Origin of the sequence: Collinsella aerofaciens (genome assembly GCF_041537385.1) — a bacterium.
Classification (GTDB): domain Bacteria; phylum Actinomycetota; class Coriobacteriia; order Coriobacteriales; family Coriobacteriaceae; genus Collinsella; species Collinsella aerofaciens_BV.
Genome location: NZ_JBGORS010000010.1, coordinates 1 through 23,583, shown reverse-complemented (window position 1 = coordinate 23,583; position 23,583 = coordinate 1). Strand labels below are relative to the sequence as shown.

The 23,583-nt window shown below is 61.3% G+C and carries 22 protein-coding genes and 1 tRNA gene; 15 read left to right on the top strand and 8 right to left on the bottom strand.

Annotation, left to right across the window (positions count from 1 at the left end; genetic code table 11):
* Nucleotides 1-2: 2 nt before the first annotated feature.
* From mazG to ACEG18_RS09265, 4 genes are all read left to right on the top strand, one after another.
* Nucleotides 3-863, top strand: coding sequence for a nucleoside triphosphate pyrophosphohydrolase (mazG, locus tag ACEG18_RS09280; protein ID WP_372542481.1), 861 nt, complete (start codon nt 3-5; stop codon nt 861-863).
* A gap of 189 nt (nt 864-1,052) precedes the next feature.
* Entirely contained in the window at nt 1,053-2,342 is a 1,290-nt protein-coding gene (eno, locus tag ACEG18_RS09275) for a phosphopyruvate hydratase (RefSeq protein WP_372542479.1), read from the top strand.
* 195 nt (nt 2,343-2,537) lie between these two features.
* Entirely contained in the window at nt 2,538-3,299 is a 762-nt protein-coding gene (locus tag ACEG18_RS09270; RefSeq protein ID WP_372542477.1) for an FtsB family cell division protein, read from the top strand.
* Nucleotides 3,300-3,319: 20 nt separating this feature from the next.
* Nucleotides 3,320-4,324 carry a Ppx/GppA phosphatase family protein gene (locus ACEG18_RS09265; RefSeq protein WP_372542476.1) on the top strand — a complete coding sequence of 335 codons (1,005 nt, stop codon included), beginning with the start codon at nt 3,320-3,322 and terminating at the stop codon, nt 4,322-4,324.
* Nucleotides 4,325-4,658: 334 nt separating this feature from the next.
* Here ACEG18_RS09265 and ACEG18_RS09260 read toward each other — a convergent pair.
* Both ACEG18_RS09260 and ACEG18_RS09255 read right to left on the bottom strand, forming a co-directional pair.
* Nucleotides 4,659-4,743 (bottom strand) — tRNA-Leu (locus ACEG18_RS09260).
* Nucleotides 4,744-4,774: 31 nt separating this feature from the next.
* The gene (locus ACEG18_RS09255) at nt 4,775-5,398 is read right to left on the bottom strand and encodes a hypothetical protein (RefSeq protein ID WP_089573579.1); all 624 of its coding nucleotides are present in this window, start codon (nt 5,396-5,398) and stop codon (nt 4,775-4,777) included.
* A 163-nt stretch (nt 5,399-5,561) separates the two neighbouring features.
* Here ACEG18_RS09255 and ACEG18_RS09250 point away from each other — a divergent pair, with 163 nt between their 5' ends.
* A complete protein-coding gene (locus ACEG18_RS09250) occupies nt 5,562-5,849 on the top strand; it encodes a PTS sugar transporter subunit IIB (protein WP_117640417.1) in 288 nt (95 codons plus the stop codon).
* A gap of 11 nt (nt 5,850-5,860) precedes the next feature.
* The gene (locus tag ACEG18_RS09245) at nt 5,861-6,235 is read left to right on the top strand and encodes a VOC family protein (RefSeq protein ID WP_089573578.1); all 375 of its coding nucleotides are present in this window, start codon (nt 5,861-5,863) and stop codon (nt 6,233-6,235) included.
* A gap of 75 nt (nt 6,236-6,310) precedes the next feature.
* Here the strand turns inward: ACEG18_RS09245 and ACEG18_RS09240 are convergent, their stop codons facing one another.
* The 3 genes from ACEG18_RS09240 to ACEG18_RS09230 are packed head-to-tail and all read right to left on the bottom strand — an operon-like array spanning nt 6,311 to nt 8,936.
* On the bottom strand, nt 6,311-7,606 hold the full coding sequence (locus tag ACEG18_RS09240) for a sensor histidine kinase (RefSeq protein ID WP_372542474.1): 1,296 nt from the start codon (nt 7,604-7,606) through the stop codon (nt 6,311-6,313).
* Nucleotides 7,590-8,375, bottom strand: coding sequence for a response regulator transcription factor (locus ACEG18_RS09235; RefSeq protein ID WP_372542472.1), 786 nt, complete (start codon nt 8,373-8,375; stop codon nt 7,590-7,592). Before ACEG18_RS09235 ends, ACEG18_RS09240 begins: the two co-directional genes overlap by 17 nt.
* 18 nt (nt 8,376-8,393) lie before the next feature.
* The gene (locus ACEG18_RS09230; RefSeq protein ID WP_372542470.1) at nt 8,394-8,936 is read right to left on the bottom strand and encodes a UBA domain-containing protein; all 543 of its coding nucleotides are present in this window, start codon (nt 8,934-8,936) and stop codon (nt 8,394-8,396) included.
* A gap of 551 nt (nt 8,937-9,487) precedes the next feature.
* Between ACEG18_RS09230 and ACEG18_RS09225 the strand changes: the two genes are divergently transcribed.
* Both ACEG18_RS09225 and ACEG18_RS09220 read left to right on the top strand, forming a co-directional pair.
* Nucleotides 9,488-9,727 carry a hypothetical protein gene (locus ACEG18_RS09225; RefSeq protein ID WP_270224954.1) on the top strand — a complete coding sequence of 80 codons (240 nt, stop codon included), beginning with the start codon at nt 9,488-9,490 and terminating at the stop codon, nt 9,725-9,727.
* Nucleotides 9,728-9,812: 85 nt separating this feature from the next.
* Entirely contained in the window at nt 9,813-10,538 is a 726-nt protein-coding gene (locus ACEG18_RS09220) for a metallophosphoesterase (RefSeq protein ID WP_270224957.1), read from the top strand.
* 15 nt (nt 10,539-10,553) lie between these two features.
* Here ACEG18_RS09220 and gluQRS read toward each other — a convergent pair whose 3' ends face one another.
* Nucleotides 10,554-11,672, bottom strand: a complete 1,119-nt coding sequence (gene gluQRS, locus ACEG18_RS09215; RefSeq protein ID WP_372542469.1) for a tRNA glutamyl-Q(34) synthetase GluQRS — start codon at nt 11,670-11,672, stop codon at nt 10,554-10,556.
* A 398-nt stretch (nt 11,673-12,070) separates the two neighbouring features.
* On the opposite strand from gluQRS, the gene ACEG18_RS09210 reads away from it, so the two are divergent.
* Nucleotides 12,071-14,017 carry a DUF2207 family protein gene (locus ACEG18_RS09210; RefSeq protein WP_372542467.1) on the top strand — a complete coding sequence of 649 codons (1,947 nt, stop codon included), beginning with the start codon at nt 12,071-12,073 and terminating at the stop codon, nt 14,015-14,017.
* A gap of 465 nt (nt 14,018-14,482) precedes the next feature.
* Here ACEG18_RS09210 and ACEG18_RS09205 read toward each other — a convergent pair whose 3' ends face one another.
* Nucleotides 14,483-15,124 carry a GNAT family N-acetyltransferase gene (locus tag ACEG18_RS09205; protein WP_372542465.1) on the bottom strand — a complete coding sequence of 214 codons (642 nt, stop codon included), beginning with the start codon at nt 15,122-15,124 and terminating at the stop codon, nt 14,483-14,485.
* A 277-nt stretch (nt 15,125-15,401) separates the two neighbouring features.
* On the opposite strand from ACEG18_RS09205, the gene purH reads away from it, so the two are divergent.
* Nucleotides 15,402-17,009 (top strand): bifunctional phosphoribosylaminoimidazolecarboxamide formyltransferase/IMP cyclohydrolase, encoded by a 1,608-nt coding sequence (purH, locus tag ACEG18_RS09200; protein WP_372542463.1) that lies wholly within the window; start codon nt 15,402-15,404, stop codon nt 17,007-17,009.
* Between the two features lie 246 nt (nt 17,010-17,255).
* Complete coding sequence (locus tag ACEG18_RS09195) at nt 17,256-17,966, top strand: hypothetical protein (RefSeq protein WP_372542461.1); 711 nt, start codon at nt 17,256-17,258, stop codon at nt 17,964-17,966.
* Between the two features lie 18 nt (nt 17,967-17,984).
* Here the strand turns inward: ACEG18_RS09195 and ACEG18_RS09190 are convergent, their stop codons facing one another.
* On the bottom strand, nt 17,985-19,166 hold the full coding sequence (locus ACEG18_RS09190; RefSeq protein ID WP_372542459.1) for a PucR family transcriptional regulator: 1,182 nt from the start codon (nt 19,164-19,166) through the stop codon (nt 17,985-17,987).
* 217 nt (nt 19,167-19,383) lie between these two features.
* Between ACEG18_RS09190 and ACEG18_RS09185 the strand changes: the two genes are divergently transcribed.
* The 4 genes from ACEG18_RS09185 to ACEG18_RS09170 all read left to right on the top strand — a co-directional run bounded on the left by ACEG18_RS09185 (nt 19,384) and on the right by ACEG18_RS09170 (nt 23,465).
* Nucleotides 19,384-20,415: an ornithine cyclodeaminase family protein gene (locus tag ACEG18_RS09185; protein ID WP_372542457.1), complete on the top strand. Its 1,032-nt coding sequence runs from the start codon at nt 19,384-19,386 to the stop codon at nt 20,413-20,415.
* Nucleotides 20,416-20,439: 24 nt separating this feature from the next.
* Nucleotides 20,440-21,570, top strand: coding sequence for an aminotransferase (locus tag ACEG18_RS09180; RefSeq protein ID WP_372542456.1), 1,131 nt, complete (start codon nt 20,440-20,442; stop codon nt 21,568-21,570).
* 170 nt (nt 21,571-21,740) lie between these two features.
* Nucleotides 21,741-22,412 (top strand): response regulator transcription factor, encoded by a 672-nt coding sequence (locus ACEG18_RS09175; protein ID WP_271738149.1) that lies wholly within the window; start codon nt 21,741-21,743, stop codon nt 22,410-22,412.
* 9 nt (nt 22,413-22,421) lie between these two features.
* Entirely contained in the window at nt 22,422-23,465 is a 1,044-nt protein-coding gene (locus ACEG18_RS09170; RefSeq protein ID WP_372542454.1) for a sensor histidine kinase, read from the top strand.
* Nucleotides 23,466-23,583 lie beyond the last annotated feature (118 nt).

Below are 23,583 nucleotides of genomic sequence, written 5' to 3'. Positions count from 1 at the left end.
CCATGGCGCAGCACATGGCTCAGCAAAATGCCGAGGGTTCGCGTGACCTGTCCACGCTGGTCGACGCGTCGGCCGAGCTGCAGCATCTGGTGCAGACCATCTGGCGTCTGCGTCAGCCCGACGGCTGCCCGTGGGACCGCGAGCAGACGCACCGCAGCATTGGCAAGAACATGATCGAGGAGGCCTACGAGGCGCTCGACTGCATCGAGGCGGACGACGCGGTTCACCTGCGCGAGGAGCTGGGTGACGTGCTCATGCAGGTCGTGCTGCATGCGCAGATTGCTGCTGACGCCGGCGAGTTTACGCTGGCCGACGTGGCGCGTGATATCGATGCCAAGCTCATCCGCCGTCATCCGCACGTGTTTGGCGATGTAGATGCCGACAGCTCCGACGAGGTGCTCAAGATTTGGGACGAGGTCAAGCTTGCCGAGAAGGCCGCCAAGGACAAGGCCGTGGCGGCAGGCGAGGCTGCGCCCGAGGGCCTGCTCGACGGCGTGCCCACGCATCTACCGGCGCTGATGCAGGCTCAGAAGGTGTCGCGCAAGGCGGCTGCCGTGGGCTTTGAGTGGGAGACGGTCCAGGACGTGTGGGACGAGGTTGCCGAGGAGCGTGCCGAGTTTGAGGCCGAGGCCCCCGGAACGCCCGAGCGCGAAATGGAGTTTGGCGATCTGCTCTTTGCCCTGGTCAACGTCGCGCGCAAGGAGGGTATCGACGCCGAGAGCGCCCTGCGTGCCAGCACAGCAAAGTTCCGCCGCCGCTGGGCCGCGATGGAGCAGATGGCGGCCGATGCCCACGTGGATCTGGCCGAGCTCTCGACCCACGGCCTCAACGACCTGTGGGATGCCGCAAAGGCGGAGGAGTAAGACTGCGGGAACGACGGGCTGACGCGCCTCATCGTTCCCGCTAAATTTTTCGAAAATCAAGTGTATCCTTCGGCTAACTTAGGGCATAATGCAAAAAGTGCGACATGGCTAACTTACGGAGGCGCACCGATGGTGCACGGTCAGCCGGTCGCTTGCATCCACTACGTTTCCAAGTGAGAGGGAGACAACATGAGCGATATTTTGGACGTCTACGGTCGCGAGGTACTCGACAGCCGCGGCAATCCCACCGTCGAGGTCGAGGTCGTGCTCGAGGACGGCAGCTTTGGCCGCGCAATGGTGCCTTCGGGTGCTTCGACCGGCGCCTTTGAGGCCTGCGAGCTACGCGATGGCGACAAGGGCCGCTACCTGGGCAAGGGCGTTTCGCAGGCCGTCGAGCACGTCAACAACGAGTGCGCTAACGCCGTCGTGGGCCTCGACGCCTTCGACCAGCGCGCCGTCGATGCCGCGCTGATTGCCGCGGACGGTACCCCCAACAAGACCAAGCTCGGTGCCAACGCCATCCTGGGCGTGTCGCTGGCCGTCGCCCGCGCCGCTGCCGAGTCGGCGGGCCTGTCGCTGTACCAGTACCTGGGCGGCGTCAACGCCCACCTGCTGCCCACGCCCATGATGAACATCCTCAACGGCGGCGTGCATGCCGACAATAACGTTGACTTCCAGGAGTTTATGATCATGCCGGTGGGCGCCCCGAGCTTTGCCGAGGGCCTGCGTTGGTGCGCCGAAGTCTACCACACCCTCAAGGGCGTGCTGCACGAGGCCGGCCTGGGCGGCGGCGTGGGCGACGAGGGCGGCTTTGCGCCCAACCTCAAGACCAATGCCGAGCCGTTCGAGTACATCACCAAGGCCGTGGAGAAAGCCGGCTTTAAGCCCGGCGTCGACTTCATGTACGCCATGGACCCGGCGTCCACAGAGTTCTACAACGCTGAGACCGGTATGTATGAGCTCAAGGGCGAGGGCGTGGAGTACACGAGTGCCCAGATGGTCGATTACTGGGAGAAGCTCGTCGACACCTATCCCATCATCTCCATCGAGGACGGCATGGCCGAGGAGGACTGGGACGGCTGGGTCGAGCTTACCCGCCGCATTGGCAACAAGGTGCAGCTGGTGGGCGACGACCTGTTCGTCACTAACACCGAGCGCCTCAAGAAGGGCATCGAGCTGGGCGCCGCCAACGCGATTCTGGTCAAGGTCAACCAGATCGGCACGCTCACCGAGTCGCTCGAGGCCATCGAGACTGCCAAGGAGGCCGGCTACGCTTGCATCGTGAGCCACCGCTCCGGTGAGACCGAGGACTCCACGATCGCCGACCTGGTCGTGGGTGTTAACGCCGGCCAGATCAAGTCGGGCGCCCCGTGCCGCAGCGACCGTATCGCCAAGTACAACCAGCTCATCCGCATCGAGGACGAGCTTGAGGGCTGCGCGCGCTACGCCGGCAAGGCCGCGTTCTACAACATTCGCTAAACGGGCGAATTTGGCGAGGGGGAGGCTGACTCGGTTCCGCCCCGTCTTGGCTGGACGCCGCAAAGCGCTGTGGGCGCTGGGCCATATGGCTCAGCGCCTTTTTTATGTCGAGCAAAGGCTGGCGAAGGCGGTGCGGGCGCTCGTGCTATAACTAAAGGACTTAGCGCAAACAAACCTCAACCGCACAAGGCGCACATGGATCAGATTTACGACAACAGGTACTATTCCGCCGGTTCGCGCGAGCCGTCGCCTCGCCGTGCGCGCACGGTGCAGCTCGGTGGGTCCGCCTACGCCGGCGTCGACCGCTCCACACAGCGCCCGACAAGTACCTCGCGCCCCAATGCTCAAGTGAATACTTCGACAGATGGACCGGTGCGCCCGGCACGTTCATCGCATGCGTCGCGTCCCTCGACTCAGGCACACGACAAATCGAGCAGACCTTCGAGCCGTCTTTCGGGCTCGGACTTTATGCATTACGCCAACGACAACGCGGTGGTCAAGGCGATCTATGACTTTACGCATGGCTCTCTGCGTCCGCTGTTTATCGGTATCGTGGTGGCGCTGGTGCTCGTGAGCCTGTATTTTCCCGTGCGCGACCTGTACGTGGCAAAACGCTCGAGCGATATCTTGGCCAAGCAGGTTGAGATTCGCCAGCAATACAATGATGAGCTGCAAAAAAGCGTCGACAAACTGCTCTCGGAGGAGGGTATCAAGGACGCGGCGTCCGAGGACCTGGGCCTGGTGATGCCCGGCGAGAAGAAGATTGACGTGCTAGGCTTGGACGACGATTCGGACTCGTCGTCGAGCAAAAAGTCCTCAAACGCCAAGAAGGCCAGCGAAGTGGCCAAGGAAATCGAAGAAGTCGGCAAGGACGCGCCGTGGTACATCCAGGCGCTCGACATGCTGTTTGGGTTTAACGGCGTCGAGGGTCAGACGGTCGTGTCCAACGGCAAATAGCGCCCGGAGGGGAACCCGCAATGACAAATTGCAAACGCTATAAGGTGGCCGCGATCGACCTGGGAACGGTGTCGTCGCGACTGGTGTTGGCCCAGGTCGAGGCCGGGGCGATTGTGGAATCGTCCAAGCATACCGAGATTACCGACCTGGGCGAGGGCGTGGACGCGACGGGCCGCTTTTGCGAGGCGGCCGTTGAGCGTGTGGTCGATGCGTGTCGTATGTTTGTGGATGAGGCGCGTGCCTTTGGGGCCGCGTGCGTCTGCACCACGTGCACGAGTGCCGCGCGCGATGCGTCCAATGCCGCGCTGCTGCTGGACGGCCTGCGCGAGTTGGGGCTCAAACCACAGGTGATTCCGGGCGAGGTCGAGGCGCGCCTGACATTTTTTGGCGTGGCGCACGACTTTGCCGGCGAGCGCATCATCGTCGCGGATTCGGGCGGTGGCTCCACGGAGCTCGCGACGGGCGTATACGCTCCGGAGCGCAGCGTCTTTGCGCTGGAGGGAACGCGCTCGCTGGACATCGGTTGCCGTCGCGTGACGGAGCGCTTTTTCTCCGCGTTGCCGCCCGCGGATGGCGAGCTTGCTGCCGCTGCCGCGTGGGCAGGCGAGCAGTTCGCCGCCTATTTTGAGGGCCTGCCTGTCGACTTTGAGCGCGCCGAACGCTTAGTCGCGGTGGGCGGCACGGTGACTACGCTGGTGGCTCTGGTCCACGAGCTGGAACCGTACGATTCGAGCTTTGTGCACCTACGCGAGCTGTCGCTGGAGCAGGTCTCGGCCGCTATCGAGCGCATGTCTGTGTTGGACGCGGAAGGCATCGCCGCGCTACCGGGTGTACAGCCCAAACGCGCGGGCGTGATCTTGGCTGGTGCCGTGGTGATTCGCGAGCTTATGCGAGCCGGCGGCTACGACACGCTCACCGTAAGCGAGAACAGCCTACTCGCCGGCATGGCCGCCACCATCAACGAGACCCTCGACGGCGCGACCCCCACCATCGGCTGGATCCCCAGCCTCAGCACCCTCCAATAAGTTGCGGTGAAATACGGACTAAAATCGCCCTTTCGGGCCCCAAACAGTCCCTATTCCACCGCAACTCACCATCTGTATCGGCATCTAAAAGAAACGAGCCCGCATCCCTGAGGGGACACGGGCCCGTAAGCAATACATGGTAGGGGCGGTGGGACGTCTGCGTATTTGCTGCGCAAATCCGCACCGGCTTCGGCCGCCTGCCGGCGTCCTCGCCGGCTCGCTACGGACGCTGCGCGTCCGCTTCACGCTCGCCCCCTCACGGGTTCGAGCCCCACCGGCGTCCACAAGAAACAAGCCCATATCCCTGAGGGGATACAGGCTTGTAAAAACCAAATGGTAGGGGCGGTGGGACTCGAACCCACAATCCTTGCGGCGAGGGATTTTAAGTCCCCTGCGTATGCCAATTCCGCCACGCCCCCGTGAGACTAGAAGTCTAGCACAAGCCGTCCGTTACGCGTTGACGGCCATCGAGTGCTGGCCTGACTTTTCCAAGTACTCGGCAAACTTGGCTTCGTCGCCCTTGTTCTGGTACTGCAGGGCCAGCAGGTACTCCAAGCGGCAGCGCTTGACCGGGTCGTCGCCGACATCCTCGAGCATGCGCTCCAGCTCGGGAATGTCGTTGTGACGCTTGAGGATCATCGTGTCGTACATCAGCTGGCACTCGTGCGCGACCGCCTCGGCCTGACCGCCCTCAAAGCCCTTGATTTCGTGCAGCAGCTCCTTGGACTTTTTGCGGTCCTCCTGGCCAACGTAGTAGTTAAAGGCCTTGATCACCAGGTCGACGCGCTGCATCTTGGGCAGGTTGAGTCCCAGCAGCAGGTCGAACATCTCGCCGGCGCGCTCGTGGTCCTCGCGCAGCAGATAGGAGTTCAGACGCAGGTAGTCGCGGTTGTAGCGCGGGTACAGCATGCTGGTGAGTTTGCCGTCGAGCAAACGATCGAACTCGGCCCACTGTTTGGCGGCCATCAACTGTTGCAGGCGTTTAAACGTAGTGCGTTTTTTGACGCTAAAGAACACCGACACGGCGATACAGATGATAACGACGGCGGTCCAGAGTGTGCGGGAATCGGGCATGTTAGGATCCTTAGTCGCTCATAAAGCGAGCGGTATGACAACACGTACTAGATGTATTATACGCAGCGCACAAGCAAACTGGCATAAAAGCTCATCGAGGCTGAGTGCCATCGCTCGCTGCGGTACACTTACCTAAAGTAAACCATGAAGGGAGACATTACCTATGAAGAAGATCGTTTTGGCTTGCGGTGCTGGCGCTGCTACTTCCACGCTCGTTGCCCAGAAGGTCGCCACCTTGCTCGACGCCAACGGTTACGCCGACAAGTACGAGATCGTGCAGTGCGCCATCTCCGAGGCCAAGGACGCTTGCGACGAGGGCGCTGACCTGCTGATCGCCACCACCGTTGCCCCCGAGGGCCTCACCTGCCCGTACGTGAGTGGCGTGCCCTTCATGACCGGCATGAACCGCGTCGCTGCCGAGAAGGCCGTTCTCGACGTTATGGCTCAGTAGGCGCCGACTGTATGAGTGAGCAGAACGCCAATCCGGTCGAGCTCTTTGGCATGCGCGTTGCCCATGTGGGCATTAACGCCACCGACCCGGCCGATGCCTTGGAGATTGCGGAGCTGTTCTCGACGATGATGGGCCTACCCGTTATCGAGACCCCGGTTTCGTACTTTAACGATTCGCTGATCGAGGTCATGAAGCAGAACGGTCGTGGCACCAAGGGCCACATTGGCTTTGCCGTCAACGACATCGATGCGGCCGAGAAGTGGTTTGCCGAGCGCGGGCTCGAGGTCAACGAGGAGTCGCGCGTGCTGCTGCCCGACGGCGGCACCAAGCTCGTGTACTTTAAGCGCGAGTTCGCCGGCTTCGCCGTGCACCTGTGCCGCGAGTAGCGCACAGGCTGCTATAGCTAGCAAAAAGGGATAGGGCCGCATGGCCTTATCCCTTTATTTATGCCGAGGGGCTTTCTATCGTGGCAGGCGAATCGTAAAGCGGCTGCCGACGCCCTCGACTGAGGTCACACCGATGACGCCGCCGTGGCTGTCGACGATCCACTTGGCGATGGCGAGCCCCAGACCCGAGCCCTGCGCGCCGGCATCGCGCGCGTTGTCGGCGCGGTAGAACCGTTCGAACGCGTGAGCTGCGGATTCCTGGTTCATGCCGATGCCTTCGTCCTCAACACTTATGTCGATCGCGCCCGTGTTCGCATCGGGCGTTATGCCAAATGTGACGGTGGTTCCCGCGTCCGAATACTTGGCGGCGTTTTGCACGATTACGCGCAGAGCCTGCTTCACGAGCGCCACGTCAACGGGCGCGTCGCAGCGCGGGTCGCTGACAAGCGCAGCGTCGTACGCCAGTCGATACGTGTGCGCGGCATCGATCATCTGCGATTCCTCGCATACCTCGCCGACCAGCGCGGCCAGGTTGGTATTCGCACGCCGCAGGACCGTGCGCCCGGCATCGCCGCGCGCCAAAAACAGCAGTTGTTCCACGAGCTCCTGCATATGCTCGCTTTCGGCCTTGAGCGAGGCGATGGACTCCGCCAGTACGTCCGGGTCGTCTTTGCCCCAGCGGTCGAGCATGTTTACGTAGCCCTGAATCACCGCGATGGGCGTGCGTAGCTCGTGGCTTGCATCGTTGACAAAGCGCATCTGCTGCAGCTTGGCCTCTTGCATCTGGCGCAGTAGGCGGTTGAGTGCAACCTCGATGCTCGCCAGGTCGGCGTCGCCGGTGGTGACGCTCGGCGAGTCGACGCTTGCGCGCTCGATGGCCTGCTCCAGCGTTTCCATCTTGCCGCCGGAAAGCTGCATGCGGCCGAGTTCGTCCACGCGCAGGGCCAGATCGTTGAGCGGCGCCATGGTGCGGCGCACGCGGCGGGCGCCGCCGAGCATGTTGAGCGCGCTGATGACCTGCCAACCCACAACGACAAGGTAGAGAGGCCATAGCGTGACGAGGTCCTGCGCGAGGGGGAAAGTCTTGGTGGTACGCGCAAGCTCGACGGTATAGGTGAGCGTTGTCAGGTCCCAGTCGCGCGCGGGCGTCAGCGACATGCCGCGAACGGTGGCGCTGGGGATCCATCCTGCGGTAAACGCGCCGTTGGGCAGCGTCTGGTTGTATCCATAGACGAGGATCGCCACCGCAATAACCAACAGTAACAGATCGAGCCAGATGTGGCTCATCAGGCGGCGCCACATATAGCCCCAGTTGATGGCGCGGGCGATGGAGGTGACGCGCTTGGCCTCGGCGTTACGCACGGCAGACATAGCCCACCCCGCGCACGGTCTGGATGATGCGGGCGCCGCCGGCGTCCTCGATCTTGGCGCGCAGGTGCGCGATGTGCACGTCGACGTTGTTGGTGTCGCCCACGTATTCGTAGCCCAGCGCTTCGTGCGCGATGCGCTCGCGCGCGAGCACGGTCTCGGCATGCGCCATAAGCAGGGCGAGGACATCGAACTCGCGGGCCGTGAGCGCGATGGGCGAGCCGCCGACCGTGACTTCGCGGCGGTCGGGGTCGAGCGCAACCGAGCCCACGGCGAGCACAGCGGGGGAGGGCGCGGCAGCGGTCTGGGCCGTGTCGGTTGCCGGGGACATTGTGGCGATACCGGCGGCCGTGCCGCTCGCTACGCCAGCCCCGGCGCTGGCGCCGCCAACGCCCGAAGCCGCTCGCACGGCTTCCGAGCGCTTCAGTGCCACGCGGATCCGTGCGAACAGCTCCTCAATCGCAAATGGCTTGGTCAGGTAATCGTCGGCACCGGCATCGAGCCCGGCCACTTTGTCCATCACGGCATCGCGCGCGGTGACCATAATCACCGGCACATCCTTGTGCTTGCGGACACGCCGCAAGACCTCCATGCCGTTGAGCTGCGGCAACAGCACGTCGAGCAGAATCAGATCGTAGTCGCGCTCCAGCGCCAGGTCCACGGCAGTGCGGCCATCGGCGGCGTGTTCCACCTGGTAGCCCTCGTGCTCCAGCTCGAGCGTCACAAAGCGGGCGATTTTCTCCTCGTCCTCTACGATCAAGATCCGTGCCATGCGTGCCCCCGTCTGCGATTACTTGTCGTCGTTGAGATTTTGCTTGATGTCGTCCGCGGCGTCGGCGGCGTGGTCCATCAGGTTGTTGATGCTGCCGGGCACGTCGCCGTCGCTGTCGATACGGTAGCGCATGCCAAAGAACAGGCCAATCAGCATCAGCCATATCGTGGCGCTCCAGGCAAACAGCGCGACGATGGGGATCAGGATGGGGATGTTGAGGATGATCGCATCGCGGCGCGTGGCGATAAACTTGGTGTCCAGACTCAGGCGGAAGAGCTTTTTGAGGTACTCCCACACGCTGTCCATCTTCTTGGAGAAGTCGGTCTTTTCGCTCGACTTTTCGTAGGCTGCCTGCGCGGCGACCATCTCGGCAGAGGGCTCATCGACTGGCGCGGACTCGGTGGCGGCATGCGCCGACGTGGTCTGGGTCTTGCCCTGCGACTCGAGCCAAATGATGGCATCCAAAACGTTACCGTCGGCAGCGTCGAGCGCCGCCTTGGCATCGGTGTAGCTCACGTTGCACTTGGTGCGGATGGTTTCAACTTTTTCGAGGTCGTCCATGACCTGTCCTTTCGTTCGATGGGCGCGACGCCGGGCGATTTGCCCGGGCGCGAGCGTTGCGTTCGGCGGCCTGCGTTGCGCCGCTCCGCCCTTGGTCGAACTCTATAGTGCAGGTTATAGATTAAGCGATTCTTGAGCCAAGATTAATGTTGGATGAGTTTTTGGGTGGCAGTGGGGAAGGGAGAGGTGTCCTTCTGGGTAGCTAGCAGCGAGGTCTAATACTTTTCCGAGAAGTGAACGAGCTAAATTGGACCCCCGAAGCATCGACACTTTAAGGGCATCGTTTCCTGCGGTTTCGATACTGGAATCCTGCGATTTTGCCGACGAAAAATGCGGATGCTTCAGGGGTCCAAAAACAGACGTTCACTTCGTGGAAAAGTATTAGACCTCGATAGCGGGAGATGGGGTACCGGTGCAAAACGGCGTCAAGGGTTGGTCGAGCAGGCGGTTTCTCCATTGATGTCCGCACGATATGTGACACTTAACCTGCCGCCTTGCTCTGTCGTGGCGGTGTGAATCAAAGCAACGACCCTCTAAGGAGTACGATATCGATGAGTGACAACACCAAGCATCTCGCAAAGAAGTGCGTCAAGGACGCGGGGCCGTGCCTCGCGCTATGCCTTGCCGGCGCAGCGGTCGCGCTGCTGGCTGTTCTGGGGCCGTTTGATGTGCTCCGAAGTGCCAGTTCTCTGCACGTTTGCATGGCTCTTGCCGGTGCCATGATGACCGGCGGCCTGCTAGATCTGGTTTTTTGGGTGCTCGACCCGTTTGGATGGAAGAACGAGGGGTAGGTCCTAAAGGATGGAAGGGCTGGAACGGTTGGCTTAGTGATCGTGCAGAATGTGGGCTAGCGACTTACAGGGAAGTGGTAATCCGATGACGGTCTATGTGACGGGCGATATTCACGGTGGCCTCGACATGCAAAAGCTGCGCGATTGGGATCTTGGGAAAAGCCTGACGAGCGACGACTATCTCATCATTGCCGGCGACTTTGGCTTTCCGTGGGATTTCTCCGCCGAGGAATGTGACGACATCGCTTGGCTGGAGTCGCGCCCCTATACCGTGCTGTTCGTCGACGGCAACCACGAACGCTACGACCATTGGGCGGAGCGCCCCATGGAGCTGTGGCATGGTGGGTTGACGCAGCGTCTGTCGGATACTTCGCCCATACGGCGCCTGACGCGCGGCGAGGTTTTTGAGCTCGACGGCTCAACGGTCTTTACCATGGGCGGCGCCACGAGCGTGGACAAGGAATACCGCATTCCGTATTCCAGCTGGTGGCCGCAGGAACTGCCGGACGAGCGCAACTTTGAGGAGGCACGGACAAAGCTCGACAGCGTGGGCTGGAAGGTCGACTACGTGATCACCCACACCTGCTCTACGCGCATGCTTTCGCCCACGCTTTATCCGGTGCCCGGCTGGAATTGCCCCGCCGTTGATCGGCTTACGGCGTTTTTCGATGAGCTGGAAGATCGCTTGGACTACAGGCGCTGGTATTACGGGCATTTTCATCGAGATGCCAGCCCGGCCGAGCGCCATACCGTGCTCTACGACTGCATCGTTCGCCTGGGCGACGAACTCCAGCCCTGGGATGTTGCGTAGGGGTGGGGTGCCTGATTACTCAGCCGTTACGGTGATGTTCTCCCTGTGCTTGCGGATAACATCCCAGCTAAAATGCTCGACCAGCTGCTCGGCAGAGCGCGGCGTGGTGCCCGGTGCGATGCCTGTTTGTCCGGCGAGCCAGCCCAGCAGCGCTTCGGGCGTGCCAAAGCGGGCGCGGAGTTCGCCCAGGTCCAGATCGCGGTCTCGTTTGGAAAGGCGGCGGCCGTCCGGTGCCATGAGCAGCGGAATATGTGCGTAGTGCGGCGTGGGCAGTCCCAACAGGTGCTGCAGATAGATCTGGCGCGGCGTGGACCCCAGCAGGTCGCATCCGCGCACGACCTCGGTGACGCCCATGGCAGCGTCGTCGACCACCACGGCTAGCTGATAGGCAAACACGCCGTCGCTGCGGCGCACCAAAAAGTCGCCGCACTCGGTGGCGAGTGCTTCGCATTGGGCGCCGTACGTGCGATCCACAAATTCGATCACGTCGTCTGCGAGGTCGTCGACGGTGGGCACGCACAGACGTGTGGCCGGGGCGCGCAGGGCGCTGCGACGGGCCACCTCCTCGGCCGAAAGACTTCGGCAGGCGCCACGGTAGATGGGCGTGCCGTCGCTCGCGTGCGGTGCGCTCGCGGCGTGGAGCTCGGCGCGCGTGCAAAAGCAGGGATAGGTGAGGCCGGCGTATTGCAACTGGCGCAGGGCGTCCTCGTACAAGTCCAGGCGGTCGTGCTGGTAGTAGGGGCCTTCGTCCCACTCCAGCCCCAGCCAGGCCAGGTCGTCAATCAATTGAGTGGCAAGTTCGGGGCGCTTGCAGCGATCGTCCAGGTCCTCAATGCGTAACACGATGCTGCCGCCCTGGCTGCGGGCCGAAAGCCATGCGCACAGGCAGCTGAACACGTTGCCCAGGTGCATGCGGCCCGAGGGCGACGGGGCAAAGCGCCCCACGACGGGGGTGGGGGCGGCCGGCGTCGTTGGCGCGTCGGCGGCGGGTGTTGCTATGTTGCGTGCGTTGATGTCCATGCGGACGAGTATAGCGCGGGGCGCGGTGGGGGAGACGCTGCCGTGGCCTGCAAGTTGCTGAGGCCGCGCGTTGCGCGTGCCGGACCACCGGCTCGGCGCCTTAATCGCCGTCAATCAATCTAGCCCTCAAACGACAGAAACCCCGGCAGCTCTTCGCAACTGCCGGGGTTTCCGCGGAAAAGGGGGACATGATCCTCGAGCGGACGGCAAAGGGGCAAACCGTTTTCGCTCAACTGCTTTATGCCCCTCAACTGGCGGCTCAATCAGCGCATGCCGCGCCCACACAAAGCCGCTACACCTGTGATGGAGCTATGAAGTGGTATCTATTGCCGGGGCAGTGCCTGGCCAAAGAGTGTCCCCAGCGACTAGTCGTTTAAGAACGTCCCCAAAACGACTGCCCGTGGGCGTGACTTTTGTCCCGTTTTGACGCTCCGCTGACCTAGATGTTCGTCACATGAACCCGCAAACGTGGGACAATGACGCTACTGGTACCACAGACAAAGGATGTGCCTATGAACGCCCCCGTTGCCAAGACCTGTCGGCAGCGCCGCCTGTTTGCGCGATTCGCTTCCGTCTGCGCGCTCGTCGCGCTTGCGTTGCTGCTGCTGCCTGCCGTCGCGCACGCCGACGGCTACTCCATGAGCCAAACCTACATCGGCGCCACGGTTGAGGCCGATGGCTCGCTGACCGTTGTCGAGGGACGCCAGTTCGATTTCGACGATGACATCAACGGCGTGTATTGGGATATCAATACAGGCTCTAACCAGCAAGGCGGCTCGGTGGTCGTCAATGTGCTGAGCGTCGAGGAAGACGACACTGCGTTTAACAAGGTCGACAGCGCAAACAAAGGCGACGACGGCGTTTACACGGTGGAACAGTCCGACGACGGCGTAAAGATTAAGGTGTTCAGCCCCCACGAGAGCGGCGACAGCGCAATCTACTACGTGAGTTATTCCATGACCGGTGCGGTTATGAACTGGGCCGATACCGCCGAGCTTTACTGGAAATTCGTCGGCGACGGCTGGTCGGCGGACTCCGATGACGTCGAGATGGAAGTCTACTTTGCAAATGCCGCTGCCGGGACGGCTGCCGTCAAGGGCGATAACTTCCGCGCATGGGGCCACGGCCCGCTGACGGGCGACGTGTCGCTCGATGCGGACGAGCCCATGGTCACCTATACCATTCCCTGCGTGCATGAGGGCGAATTCGCCGAGGCACGCATCGCCTTCCCCAGCGACTGGGTGCCGCAGCTTGCCGTCTCGGGCGAAAAGCGCATGTCGACGATTCTGAGCGAAGAGAAGGAATGGGCCGACGAGGCCAACGCTCGCCGTGAGCACGCGCGTGCGGTTGCCGGCGCGATTGCCGTGGTGTGTGTTGTCGTGGCGGTTGCCTATACCGGTGTGATCGTGATGCTTAAGCTGCGCAGGCCCAAGCCCAAGCCGCTCTTCCAGGACGAGTACTTCCGCGATGTGCCCTCGGCCGACCATCCCGCGGTGCTTGCAGCTCTCATGAGCTGGAACGACGTGCCCGATCAGGCATATATCGCCACGCTTATGAAGCTCACCGACGACCGTGTGATCAAGCTGGAAGAAGCGACCGAGACCAAGAAGAAGGGTCTGCTCCGTCGCGAAAAAGAGGAGCAGACGTATCGCATCACAGTGACCGACGAGGCCTGGAAGGCTGCCAAGAAGGACGGCATCGACCGCGATGTGCTCAAGGTCTTCTTCGCTGGCGTTAAGCCCGATAAAGACGGCGTCCGTTCGCGCACGTTTAGCGAGCTGGAGGAGTATGCCAGCGAGCGTACTGCATCTGTTGGTGACAAGCTCGAGGACTATCAGAGCACGGTTAAGGGCAAGCTGGAGGCGCGCGAGCTAATCGCCTCGGACGGCACCATCGCCCTGGTTGCCGGCTTGGTTCTCGGCATCATCATCGTCTTTGGCATTCTGGGCTCTCTGATCTATACCGACTTTGCGGATGCCAATGTCGGCGCCGCTATGATCTCGATCCCCGTCACGATCGTGGGCTTTGTCCTGAGCTGCACCTTCCGTCGCTACACGCCGGAGGGCGCCGAGGTGGCGGCTCGCTGCAAGGCGCTCAAGCATTGGCTCGAGGACTTTACGCGTCTGAAGGAGGCCGTTCCCAGCGACCTGATCTTGTGGAACAAGCTGCTGGTGATGGGCGTTGCCCTGGGCGTTTCGAAAGAAGTGCTGCGACAGCTGGCCGAAGCCGTGCCTGCGGACCTGCGCAACAGTGACGATTTCTACGACAACTACCCCTGCTACTGGTGGTATTACCATCACTACGGCAACGAGTCTCCGCTCGATTCGTTCAACGATGTGTATCACGAGACCATCCGCGAGCTGGCTTCGAGTTCCGATAGCTCGAGCGGCGGCAGCGGCGGCGGCTTTTCCGGTGGCGGCGGTGGCGGCGTCGGCGGAGGCGGCGGTGGAACGTTCTAGCGAGCGCTTGCTTTGGGGTGGATCTTTCTGGGCGGTTGCCAGGGAAGATTCATCCCATTTTTGTGCATCGAAACGGGCCAAACTTTCCGCTGCGGACCTTCGCGCAAGGGGCAGTGGACAAAAAATGCCAAATATGAGTACTGTTGCTGCGTTGGTCACATATGTTTGCACATAATAATGGGTTCCTAATGAGAGCACTTCTCGTTAGGGGCCCATTTTATTGAACATTTGAGGAGCTACGTCAGCTCGTGCAGCTGGTCGTCATGCCTATAAGCATCAAAATTGCCCCGAATCGCTGCTACTAAAAAGGTAACAGTACTCATATTTGATGTTTTTTGACCACAGCTATTTGCAGACCACCAAGGCTACTCATTGGGGACACTCATTGGGGACAGACTTAAATGACTAGTTGTTGGGGATCAGTCATTGGGGACAGACTTAAATGACTAGGTGTGGCTGCTTGGGCTAGGCTGTTAGGTCGAGTTCGTAGAGAAAGCTTTCACGCGGCATGTCGTGACGGCGCTCTTCGCGGTTGGCGCGGTGCGTGGCCGTGCGCTTAAAGCCGTGCAGCTCGTAGAACTTCCACGAGCAGTTGGAGTCGGTGTACAGGTGCGCCCTTGTCGCCCCGCGCGAGGACAGGTACGAGACCGCGGCATCGAGCAACACTGAGCCTACACCCAGGCCATGGACGTCGCGATCCACGGCAAGCAGCGTGACCTCGTTGTCGTGGGGCAACGGGCTGCTTTCGAGCAGGCGGTTGTTGGTTCGGATGGTTGCGCGCACAAACGAGAGATACTCGGCGCAGGCATCGGGCTCCAGCTCGCGCATTTGCGATAGCAGAGCGCGTTCGGTGTCCATCCAATGTTCCTTGACGGTGGCGCCGGAACTCTGTCCCGCGCGCGCGAGCGCAATGCCACGCGCCTCGCCGTCAATCACCGCAACCTGCGAAAACGTCGACGACGAAAGGCAATAGGCGAGGTCGCACGCGGCCTCAAGGCGGTTGTACTCATCGTTATCCGAATTGTTATGCCAAAGCTGCTGCAGAATCAGCGCGATGGCGTCGAAGTCTTCGGTATCAAACGGTCGGTAGAGAACCCGCGAGACCATGGTGCCTCTTTCTTTTGCGGATGCATATCGAGCACAGTTCTACCACGCTATTGGCATCTAATTATGGTGCCCCTGTGTTCCATGAACTCACCGTGCCCGGTGCCGTGCCCATCCCCTCCGCTCGCAAACTTTTTCTGCACATGCGCCCGTTGCGGGGTGCATCGATGCGCTCGATGCGCTACATTGAATCAGTATTTTCAATGCCGCTGCGCGAGCGCTGCAGATCGACGTATCACCGACTCACAGAGCACGGCGGCGTACCAGACAGGAGGACTGCATGGGATCTGATGTGAAGATCGCACGCGCGTTGATTTCGGTTACCGATAAGACGGGCGTCGTCGATTTCGCACGGACGCTGGTCGATGACTTTGGCGTCGAGATCATCTCTACGGGCGGCACGGCTCGTGCCATCGAGGATGCGGGCGTTCCCGTAACCCCCATCGAGGAGTTCACGGGCTATCCCGAGATGATGGACGGCCGCGTTAAGACCCTGCACCCCAAGGTTCACGGCGCGTTGCTGGCCCGCCGCGATTCCGAGCAGCACATGCAGGAGGCCGCTCAGCACGGCATTAAGCTGATCGACCTGGTCGTCGTCAACCTGTACGAGTTCGAGAAGACCGTTGCCAACCCCGAGGTCACCTTTGCGGATGCCATCGAGCACATCGACATCGGCGGTCCCTCCATGCTGCGCTCTGCCGCCAAGAACGCCGTGAGCGTTACCGTTATCTCCGACCCGGCTGACTACGACGCCGTCTTGGCCGAGATGCACGAGACTGGCGGCTGCACCACGCTTGCCACCCGTCGTCGCCTGCAGGTGAAGGTCTACCAGACTACCGCCGCCTACGACACGGCTATCTCCCGTTGGCTTGCCGCCCAGGCAAGCGACGTGGCGGACACTTCTGCCAAGCTCGAGATCTCGCTGGAGAAGGTCGACGACCTGCGCTATGGCGAGAATCCTCAGCAGAAGGCTACGGTCTATCGTTTTGCCGAGGGCTGCGAGAACACCGCGAGCTCGCAGTTCCCGCTCGTGGGCTCCGAGCAGATCCAGGGCAAGCCGCTCAGCTACAACAACTATCTGGATGCCGACGCCGCTTGGAACCTGGTGCGCGAGTTCGACGAGCCGGCCTGCGTGATCCTCAAGCACCAGAACCCTTGCGGTTCCGCCGTTGCCGAGGACGTCACGGCCGCCTACGACCGCGCTTTTGCCTGCGATCCCAAGAGCGCCTTCGGCGGCATCATCGCCTGCAACCGCGAGGTTCCCTTTGAGCTGGTTGAGCACTTTGCCGATCAGAACAAGCAGTTCGTCGAGGTCATCATCGCCCCGAGCTATACCGCCGAGGCGCTCGAGCGCATGGCCAAGCGCCCCAACCTGCGCGTGCTGGCTACCGGCGGCGTGGACCACGGTGCCCAGGTGGAGCTGCGCTCCATCGATGGCGGCATGCTGGTGCAGGAAGTCGACCACGTGACCGAGGACCCCGCGACCTTTACGTTCCCCACCGACCGCAAGCCCACCGACGCCGAGATGGCCGAGCTCGAGTTTGCCTGGAAGGTCTGCAAGGGCGTTAAGTCCAACGCCATCCTGGTCTCCAAGGGTAAGGCCGGCATTGGCATGGGCCCGGGTCAGCCCAACCGCGTGGATTCCGCGTTGCTGGCCTGCGAGCGTGCCGAGGACTTCTGCGAGCGCGAGGGCGTGGAGAAGGGCGGCTTTGCCTGCGCAAGCGACGCGTTCTTCCCGTTCCGCGACAACGTTGACGTGCTTGCCGCGCACGGCGTGACCTGCATCATCCAGCCCGGCGGCTCCAAGCGTGACGACGAGAGCATCCAGGCCTGCAACGAGCATGGCATTGCGATGGTCTTCACAGGTGCCAGGCATTTTAGGCACTAGGGCTTTCCCAAGCACCCGACCTTGCCCCTCAAACCGTCGCTTGCGTACATTTAGTACGCGGCGCTCCTCTTTCGGGGCAATCTCGGGCACCTGGAAAACCCTTAATGGGATGTTGTTCTATCCCATTAAGTTGATCGGTCGCCTGGCCATATCGTCAAGATAATCTCTGCAAAAGACGGTCGCTCCGTTTGGAGGGCCGTCTTTTTGGTATAAGAGGACGGAATGACTAACACGAAAGGTACAACCATGCCCCAGATTGATGATGCCGAGCTGTTTGGCAATGCCGAGGATCAGCGTGCGTACGAGGACTTTTGCGCCAATCAGGAGTCGGTCGAGAAGTTCACGCTCGACAAGCCCGCGCTTGTCTGCCGTTGGCGCATGTCCAACAAAAAGGTGCCCATGCTCAACCGTCACATCCGCGCGCTGTCCGAGCGACTGGTGCAGGGCGAACCGCTTACCCATAACATGCTCAGCTGGGCCAAACAGCACGTTGAGTGGTCGCTTGCCGAGGGCGATTACACTGCACGCGACGGCGTACTCATGCTGGTGATCGACATCAACGGCAACGCCGCCATGACGGTGGGGGAGTACGAGCCGCTCGCCGATACGTCAGCCAAGGCGCTGCGTGCCCGCTCCGCCGAGGCGCGCTCCGAGGCCGACGAAACCGGCGTGGCGCCCGAGCTGCTTGCTGCCGTCAACAACGGCGAGCTGGCCTTTGTGGCGCCGACGGACGAGTGCCTGTGTGGCACGGCGACGCTCATCGAGCAGCTGGCCCAGACCAAGGGCATCCCGGTCACGCGCGTGGACATTCCCGCGCAGCTCAAGGGCGCTTTGTTCCTGGTGAGCGACGAGCACGGCGTGGTCCCCGCTGCCGAGACGGACGCCGCCGAGACCGACGCCGCTACGGTCGCCTTCTTCGCCGACGGCTACGAAAAGCTCCGTGCCCGCCGCTCCTAACCTCAAGGCGGGGTGGGCTTACTGAAGCGAGCGAGCGCGTTCGATGGCGTAGGCGAGCGACAGCTGTTCCATCTCCGGGGCACATTTGTAACTCAGTCCGGTGAGAGCTGTCACCTTATCGAGGCGATATCGAATCGTGTTCGGGTGCTGGCCAGTCTGCTTGGCGGTTCGCTCGATACGTCGGTCGTTCTCGATGAATGCGGCGAGCGTGGATTCCAGCTCACTGCCATGCTCACTGTCGTGCTCGCGTATCGGCGAGAGAATCGCCTCCGAAAACGATCGCATCTCCGGGGTTTCCGCAAAAGGCATCACGGTTCTCAGGATGCCGAGCTGCGTATAGCGGACGGGGCCCTCGGCTCGTTGACAAGATAGGCGCTGTGCGTAAATCGCCTGTGAGATCGCCTGCGCCACCGCTTCGTCTCCAAACAGAATATCGCTGATGCCGAGCCCTCTCGCTCCACCATCGATACCGCTAGCCTCGATGAGCTCCGTGAACGCCTGCACGATTCGATCCACATCGAGTGTCTGCTCCGAGTCACTTGTCGCTACGAATAACAAACCTCCGTCATAGGGTGCCAGCATGTTGTGGCATCCGGCGAGGGTCGATTTTGCACAGAGACGTTCGATTTGCAAAAACGTACGCGGGTCGAGGGGCTCTGCAAACGATGCGAACAGGGCGACCGCTTCGTCCAGAAATGACGGGTTGAGGCCTCGGATGCGTCGGCAGATGGACTCGGGCGATACGTCTGTCCTCAGGGCATCGATTTCGCGCTGTGCGAAGTCGATGGACGCGAGCTGCTCGATATGCCGTTTGACCTCATAGATGACACTGTCAAAGAACAGTGAGTCGTCGGTCGTGAGAAAGACCGGGTAGTGCCGCGCGTTGGCGTAGCGGATGGCTTGGTCGGGAATCGGGATGTGCAGGACGTTTTTGATGATGAGACCGCTCGTTCCCTTGGCGACGAGGTATTTCACGGCTTCAGTGATGAGGTACGGGTCGTCCTTCGCATAGAGGAAAGTGCTGAGGATGATCTCGTCTGAGCTGAAGTTGACGCGCTGGTATTTGTTCTTGAGGCCGGGCATAAGTTCATAATCGAGGATCCCGACGCCAGAGACGGCATGCGAGATGCCATCGCTGCCGGCGATTAGACGGACCGACCCCTCATATTCCCGTGAGAAGTCCGAGACGGTGTATAGCATCAACATCACCCTGTAAATCACTACAATAAGTATCTGTATAAATAGGATAATCGCACATCCGTATGCCTTTGATACGATAAATAGTTCAAATACCTGCTGATAGAACGAAAAATCAAATCGAGAATCGTTGTAGATTCCAACAAGAAATGATTCTTGGCGGCATCGTTACTAAACCGTACAGTGAAGCAACGTAAAGCTTTCGCTGAGAGGAGCGATGATGGGGCAGATGGTGGTGCTATCGGCCGAGGAAGTTTCCAAGGTGCTGACGATTGAGGATGCAATTGCTGCCGTGGAGGAGGCATATCGCCAGAAGGCAACGGGCAAGGGTGTTGCGTGGCCGATGGTATATGAGCAGTTCGAACCCGGCGTGGCCGATATGGATATCCGCTCGGGCGAGTTGGCGGGAAGCGGCCTCTTCGGCCTGAAGCTCACTGCTTGGTTCTCTCAGAATCCCAAAAAGGGGCTCCCCGAGATCTTTGGCACTACGCTGCTGTGCGACAACGCGACGGGCGAGCCGCTGGCGCTGCTTAATGCCTCCGCCGTCACTGGGCTTCGCACCGGTGCCGCCGCTGCGCTCGGTGCCAAGTGGCTGGCTCGGGCGGATGCGTCCAAACTGCTTGTTGCGGGTGCCGGCCACATGAGCATCTATATGGTGGCGGGCGCCCTCGCCGCCTGTCCCAAAGTGAGTGAGGTCAAGGTGTGGGAGCCGGTTTCCGATGCCGCGCCCGAGGCCCGCGTCGAGCGCATGCGAGGCGAGGTCGCCCATATCTTGGGCGCCTGCGAGCATGCTCGCGAGGCATCCACCTATTCCATCGAGGCGACGGCTGACGGCCAAGGTGCCGCGGCGGAGGCCGACATCATCGTGACGATCACGCCGGCGACCAAGCCCATCATTCTCGATTCATGGGTGCGTCCTGGTACGCATATCTCCTGCGTCGGTGCCGACATGCCCGGCAAGCAGGAGCTCGCCTCGGCGCTTGTCGCCCGTGCCGCTGTTTACGTCGACGACCGCGAGCAATCGGTCGCGTCCGGTGAGCTGGAGATTCCGGTTGCCGAGGGCGCCATCACGCCCGAGGACATCAAAGCGGAGCTCGGCGAAGTCATCGCCGGCGCGGCTACGGGGCGCTCGGATGACGAGCAGGTGACGGTGTTCGATACGTCGGGCATCGCCGTTCAGGACCTTTCGGCATCGAAAATCGCCTACGACCGCGCCGTCGAGGCGGGGCTGGGTACCGTGGTGGAGCTGTAAGAAAGTCAAGGAAAGGAAACGACAATGCAGATCAAGGATTTCGCCGTCGAGCAGTGGATGAACGAGTGGGAGACCAAGTGCACCCACAACGTTGCAGAGACGTGCGTCTACTCCCTCACGCTCGACCAGCTGTTCGAGCATACGAACACTGACAAGAAGGCGTGGCTCGATAGCCTGTGCTCGCGCCGATTCACCTACGGAGACATCGAGGGGCAGCCCGGCTTCCTCGAGAGGGTCGCGCGTCTCTATAAGACGGTCGAGCCCGGGCATATCGTGCCCACGCACGGCGCGACCGGTGCCAACTCCCTGGTTATTTCCACGCTCGTCGAACCGGGCGATCACGTAGTCTCCGTCAAGCCAACCTACCAGCAGCTTTACTCGATTCCCGAGATGTGCGGCGCGAAGGTCGATATCCTTCAGCTCGATCGCAAGAACGGCTACCACGTCGACGTCGACGCGCTCGATGCCCTGGTGACCGACGATACCAAGCTCATCTGCATCAATAACCCGGACAACCCCACGGGCGCCCTGCTCGACACCGATACGCTCAAGGCGATTGTCGAGGTCGCGCGCAAACACGACGCGTGGCTGCTCTGTGACGAAGTCTACCGTCTGCTTACTCAGACGGATGAGTACTCCGAGTCCGTGATCGACCTGTACGACAAGGCCATCGTCACCGCATCCATGTCCAAGGTCTGGTCGTTCGCCGGCCTGCGTCTGGGCTGGGCGGTCACCAAGAGCCCGGAGCTCCGTCGCGCGCTGCTCTCGCATCGCGACTACAACCTGATTTCCGCCGGCATATTCAGCGAGTCGGTGGCGGAGCTGATTCTGGGCAACGCTTCCGTGATCCTTGAGCGCAGCCGTTGCATCGTCCGTCAGAACCTTGCTGTTCTGGAGAAGTGGGTCGAGAGCGAGCCGCACCTGTCGTTCGTTAAGCCCGAGGCGGGTACCACCGCGCTCGTGTATTACGATTACGACATCGACTCCAGGACGTTCTGCATCGACATGATTAAGAAGTCCGGCGCGCTCGTCACCCCGGGCGATTGCTTCGAGGAGCCCAAGAGCATGCGCATCGGCTATGCATACTCCGATAACACCGACGACCTGCAGAAGGGCCTGGATGCCATCTCTGCATACATGCGTACGCTCGAGTAGAGGCTCGAGGTCGAAGTGATGAGGCCGATCGGTTTAGGACCGGTCGGCCCCTATTTTCTCTCAAGACTACCGAACGCTTTTGTCACATTAGGTGCCCACGGGGTCGTATCGCTGCGACGCTGTGGGCATAATGGTGTGAAAGGTGCATGTTACGCGAAATGGGAGGACACATGGCGCTGATCTATGTCGTTGAGGACGACGAGCCCATTCGTCGTGAGCTTATCGACATCCTTGCCCGCGCCGGGTTTGAAATCGAGGCCTGCGAATCGTTTGAGCATGTCTCGCGCGATATTCTCGCCGCCGCGCCCGACCTGGTGCTGCTCGACCTCACGCTTCCCGTCAAGGACGGCCAGCATATCTGCCACGAGGTTCGCCGCGAATCCGAGGTTCCCATCATCGTCCTCACGTCGCGCACGACCGAGATCGACGAGGTCATGGCCATGACGCTCGGTGCGGACGACTTTGTTCCCAAGCCCTATAGCGCCCGTGTGCTCGTGGCGCGCATCAATGCCTTGCTGCGTCGCACCGCGGCGGCGGGCGAGCGCAGCACGCTCGTACACAAGGGACTGGAGCTCGACCTTGCACGCTCCATGGTCACCAACACGCTAACCGGCACCAGTACCGAGCTCACCAAAAACGAGCTGCGTATCCTCTCGCTGCTTCTGAGCCGCGCGGGCAAGATCGTTTCGCGTTCGGCCATCATGCAGGACCTGTGGGACTCCGACGCCTTCGTGGACGACAATACGCTCACCGTTAACATCAACCGCCTGCGCACCACGCTCGAAAAAATCGGCATCAAGGGGTATTTGACCACGCACCGCGGCCAGGGCTATTCGGTCTAGGGGCCGGCTATGTCGTTTGCCAAGTTCTTTAAAGACGCGCTGCTTCCCGTCGCCGTGTGGACGTGCGGCGTGCTGCTGAGCTGCTTTGTGCTGACGGTCGCCGGCGCACCCGTTTCTATCGTGGTCGTGGCGGTCGGCGTGTCCTATATCTTTGGTATGCTCGGCATCGTGATCGAGTACGCGCGCCGTCGTCGATTTTTGCACCAGCTGGAGCGTGCGGCCGAGGAGCTCGAGAGTCCCGCATGGATGCAGGAGATGGTGCAATGCCCGACCTATGCCGAGGGCGAGCTCGAGTACGAGGTCTTGCGCCGGGTGGGCAAAGCCGCTTGCGACGAGGTTGCCGAAGGCCGCCGTCAGACCGATGACTATCGCGACTATATCGAGAGCTGGGTCCATGAGGCCAAGCTGCCCCTGGCGGCGGCCCATCTGATTTTGGAAAACCTGGACGGTAGCGAAGACGACCTGTCGCGCGTGGACGATCTGGCACGCGAGCTTGCCCGCGTGGAGCGCTATATCGACCAAGCTCTGTACTATGCGCGCTCGGAAGTCGTGGAGCGCGACTACCTGATTCGCCGCTGGGATCTCAAGACCTTGGTGACGGGCGCGATTAAAGCCAACGCGCGCGAGCTTATCGCGGCGCACGTGGCTCCGGTGTGCGAGAACCTCGACTTTGAGGTCTTTACCGACGAGAAATGGCTCGAGTTTATTCTGGGCCAGCTCATTCAGAACAGCATTAAATATGCGCGTGAGGACGGCGCAAAGATCGTGTTTTCGGGTGCGTTGCTGGACGAGGGTCTGGCGAGCGAGCGCATCGAGCTTACCGTCGCGGACAACGGCTGCGGCGTGTGTGCGGCAGACCTGCCGCGCGTGTTCGAGAAGGGCTTTACCGGCGACAACGGCCGCACCACCAAGCGCGCAACGGGCATCGGCCTCTACCTGGTGGCGCGCCTGTGCTCCAAGATGGGCATCGACGTCACCGCGGCATCGGAGCCGGGCGAAGGCTTCGTCGTAACATTCGCCTTCTCAACCAACAAGTTCCAATATTTCGAGTAGTCGGGCCGTCTTGCGGTGCGGACGGCAATGTTCCCGAACGTGAACATAGCTAAGGCAATTGGCGCTATGTTCCCGAACGTGAACACAACTATGGGGGCTCAAATGAATCCCCCATAAC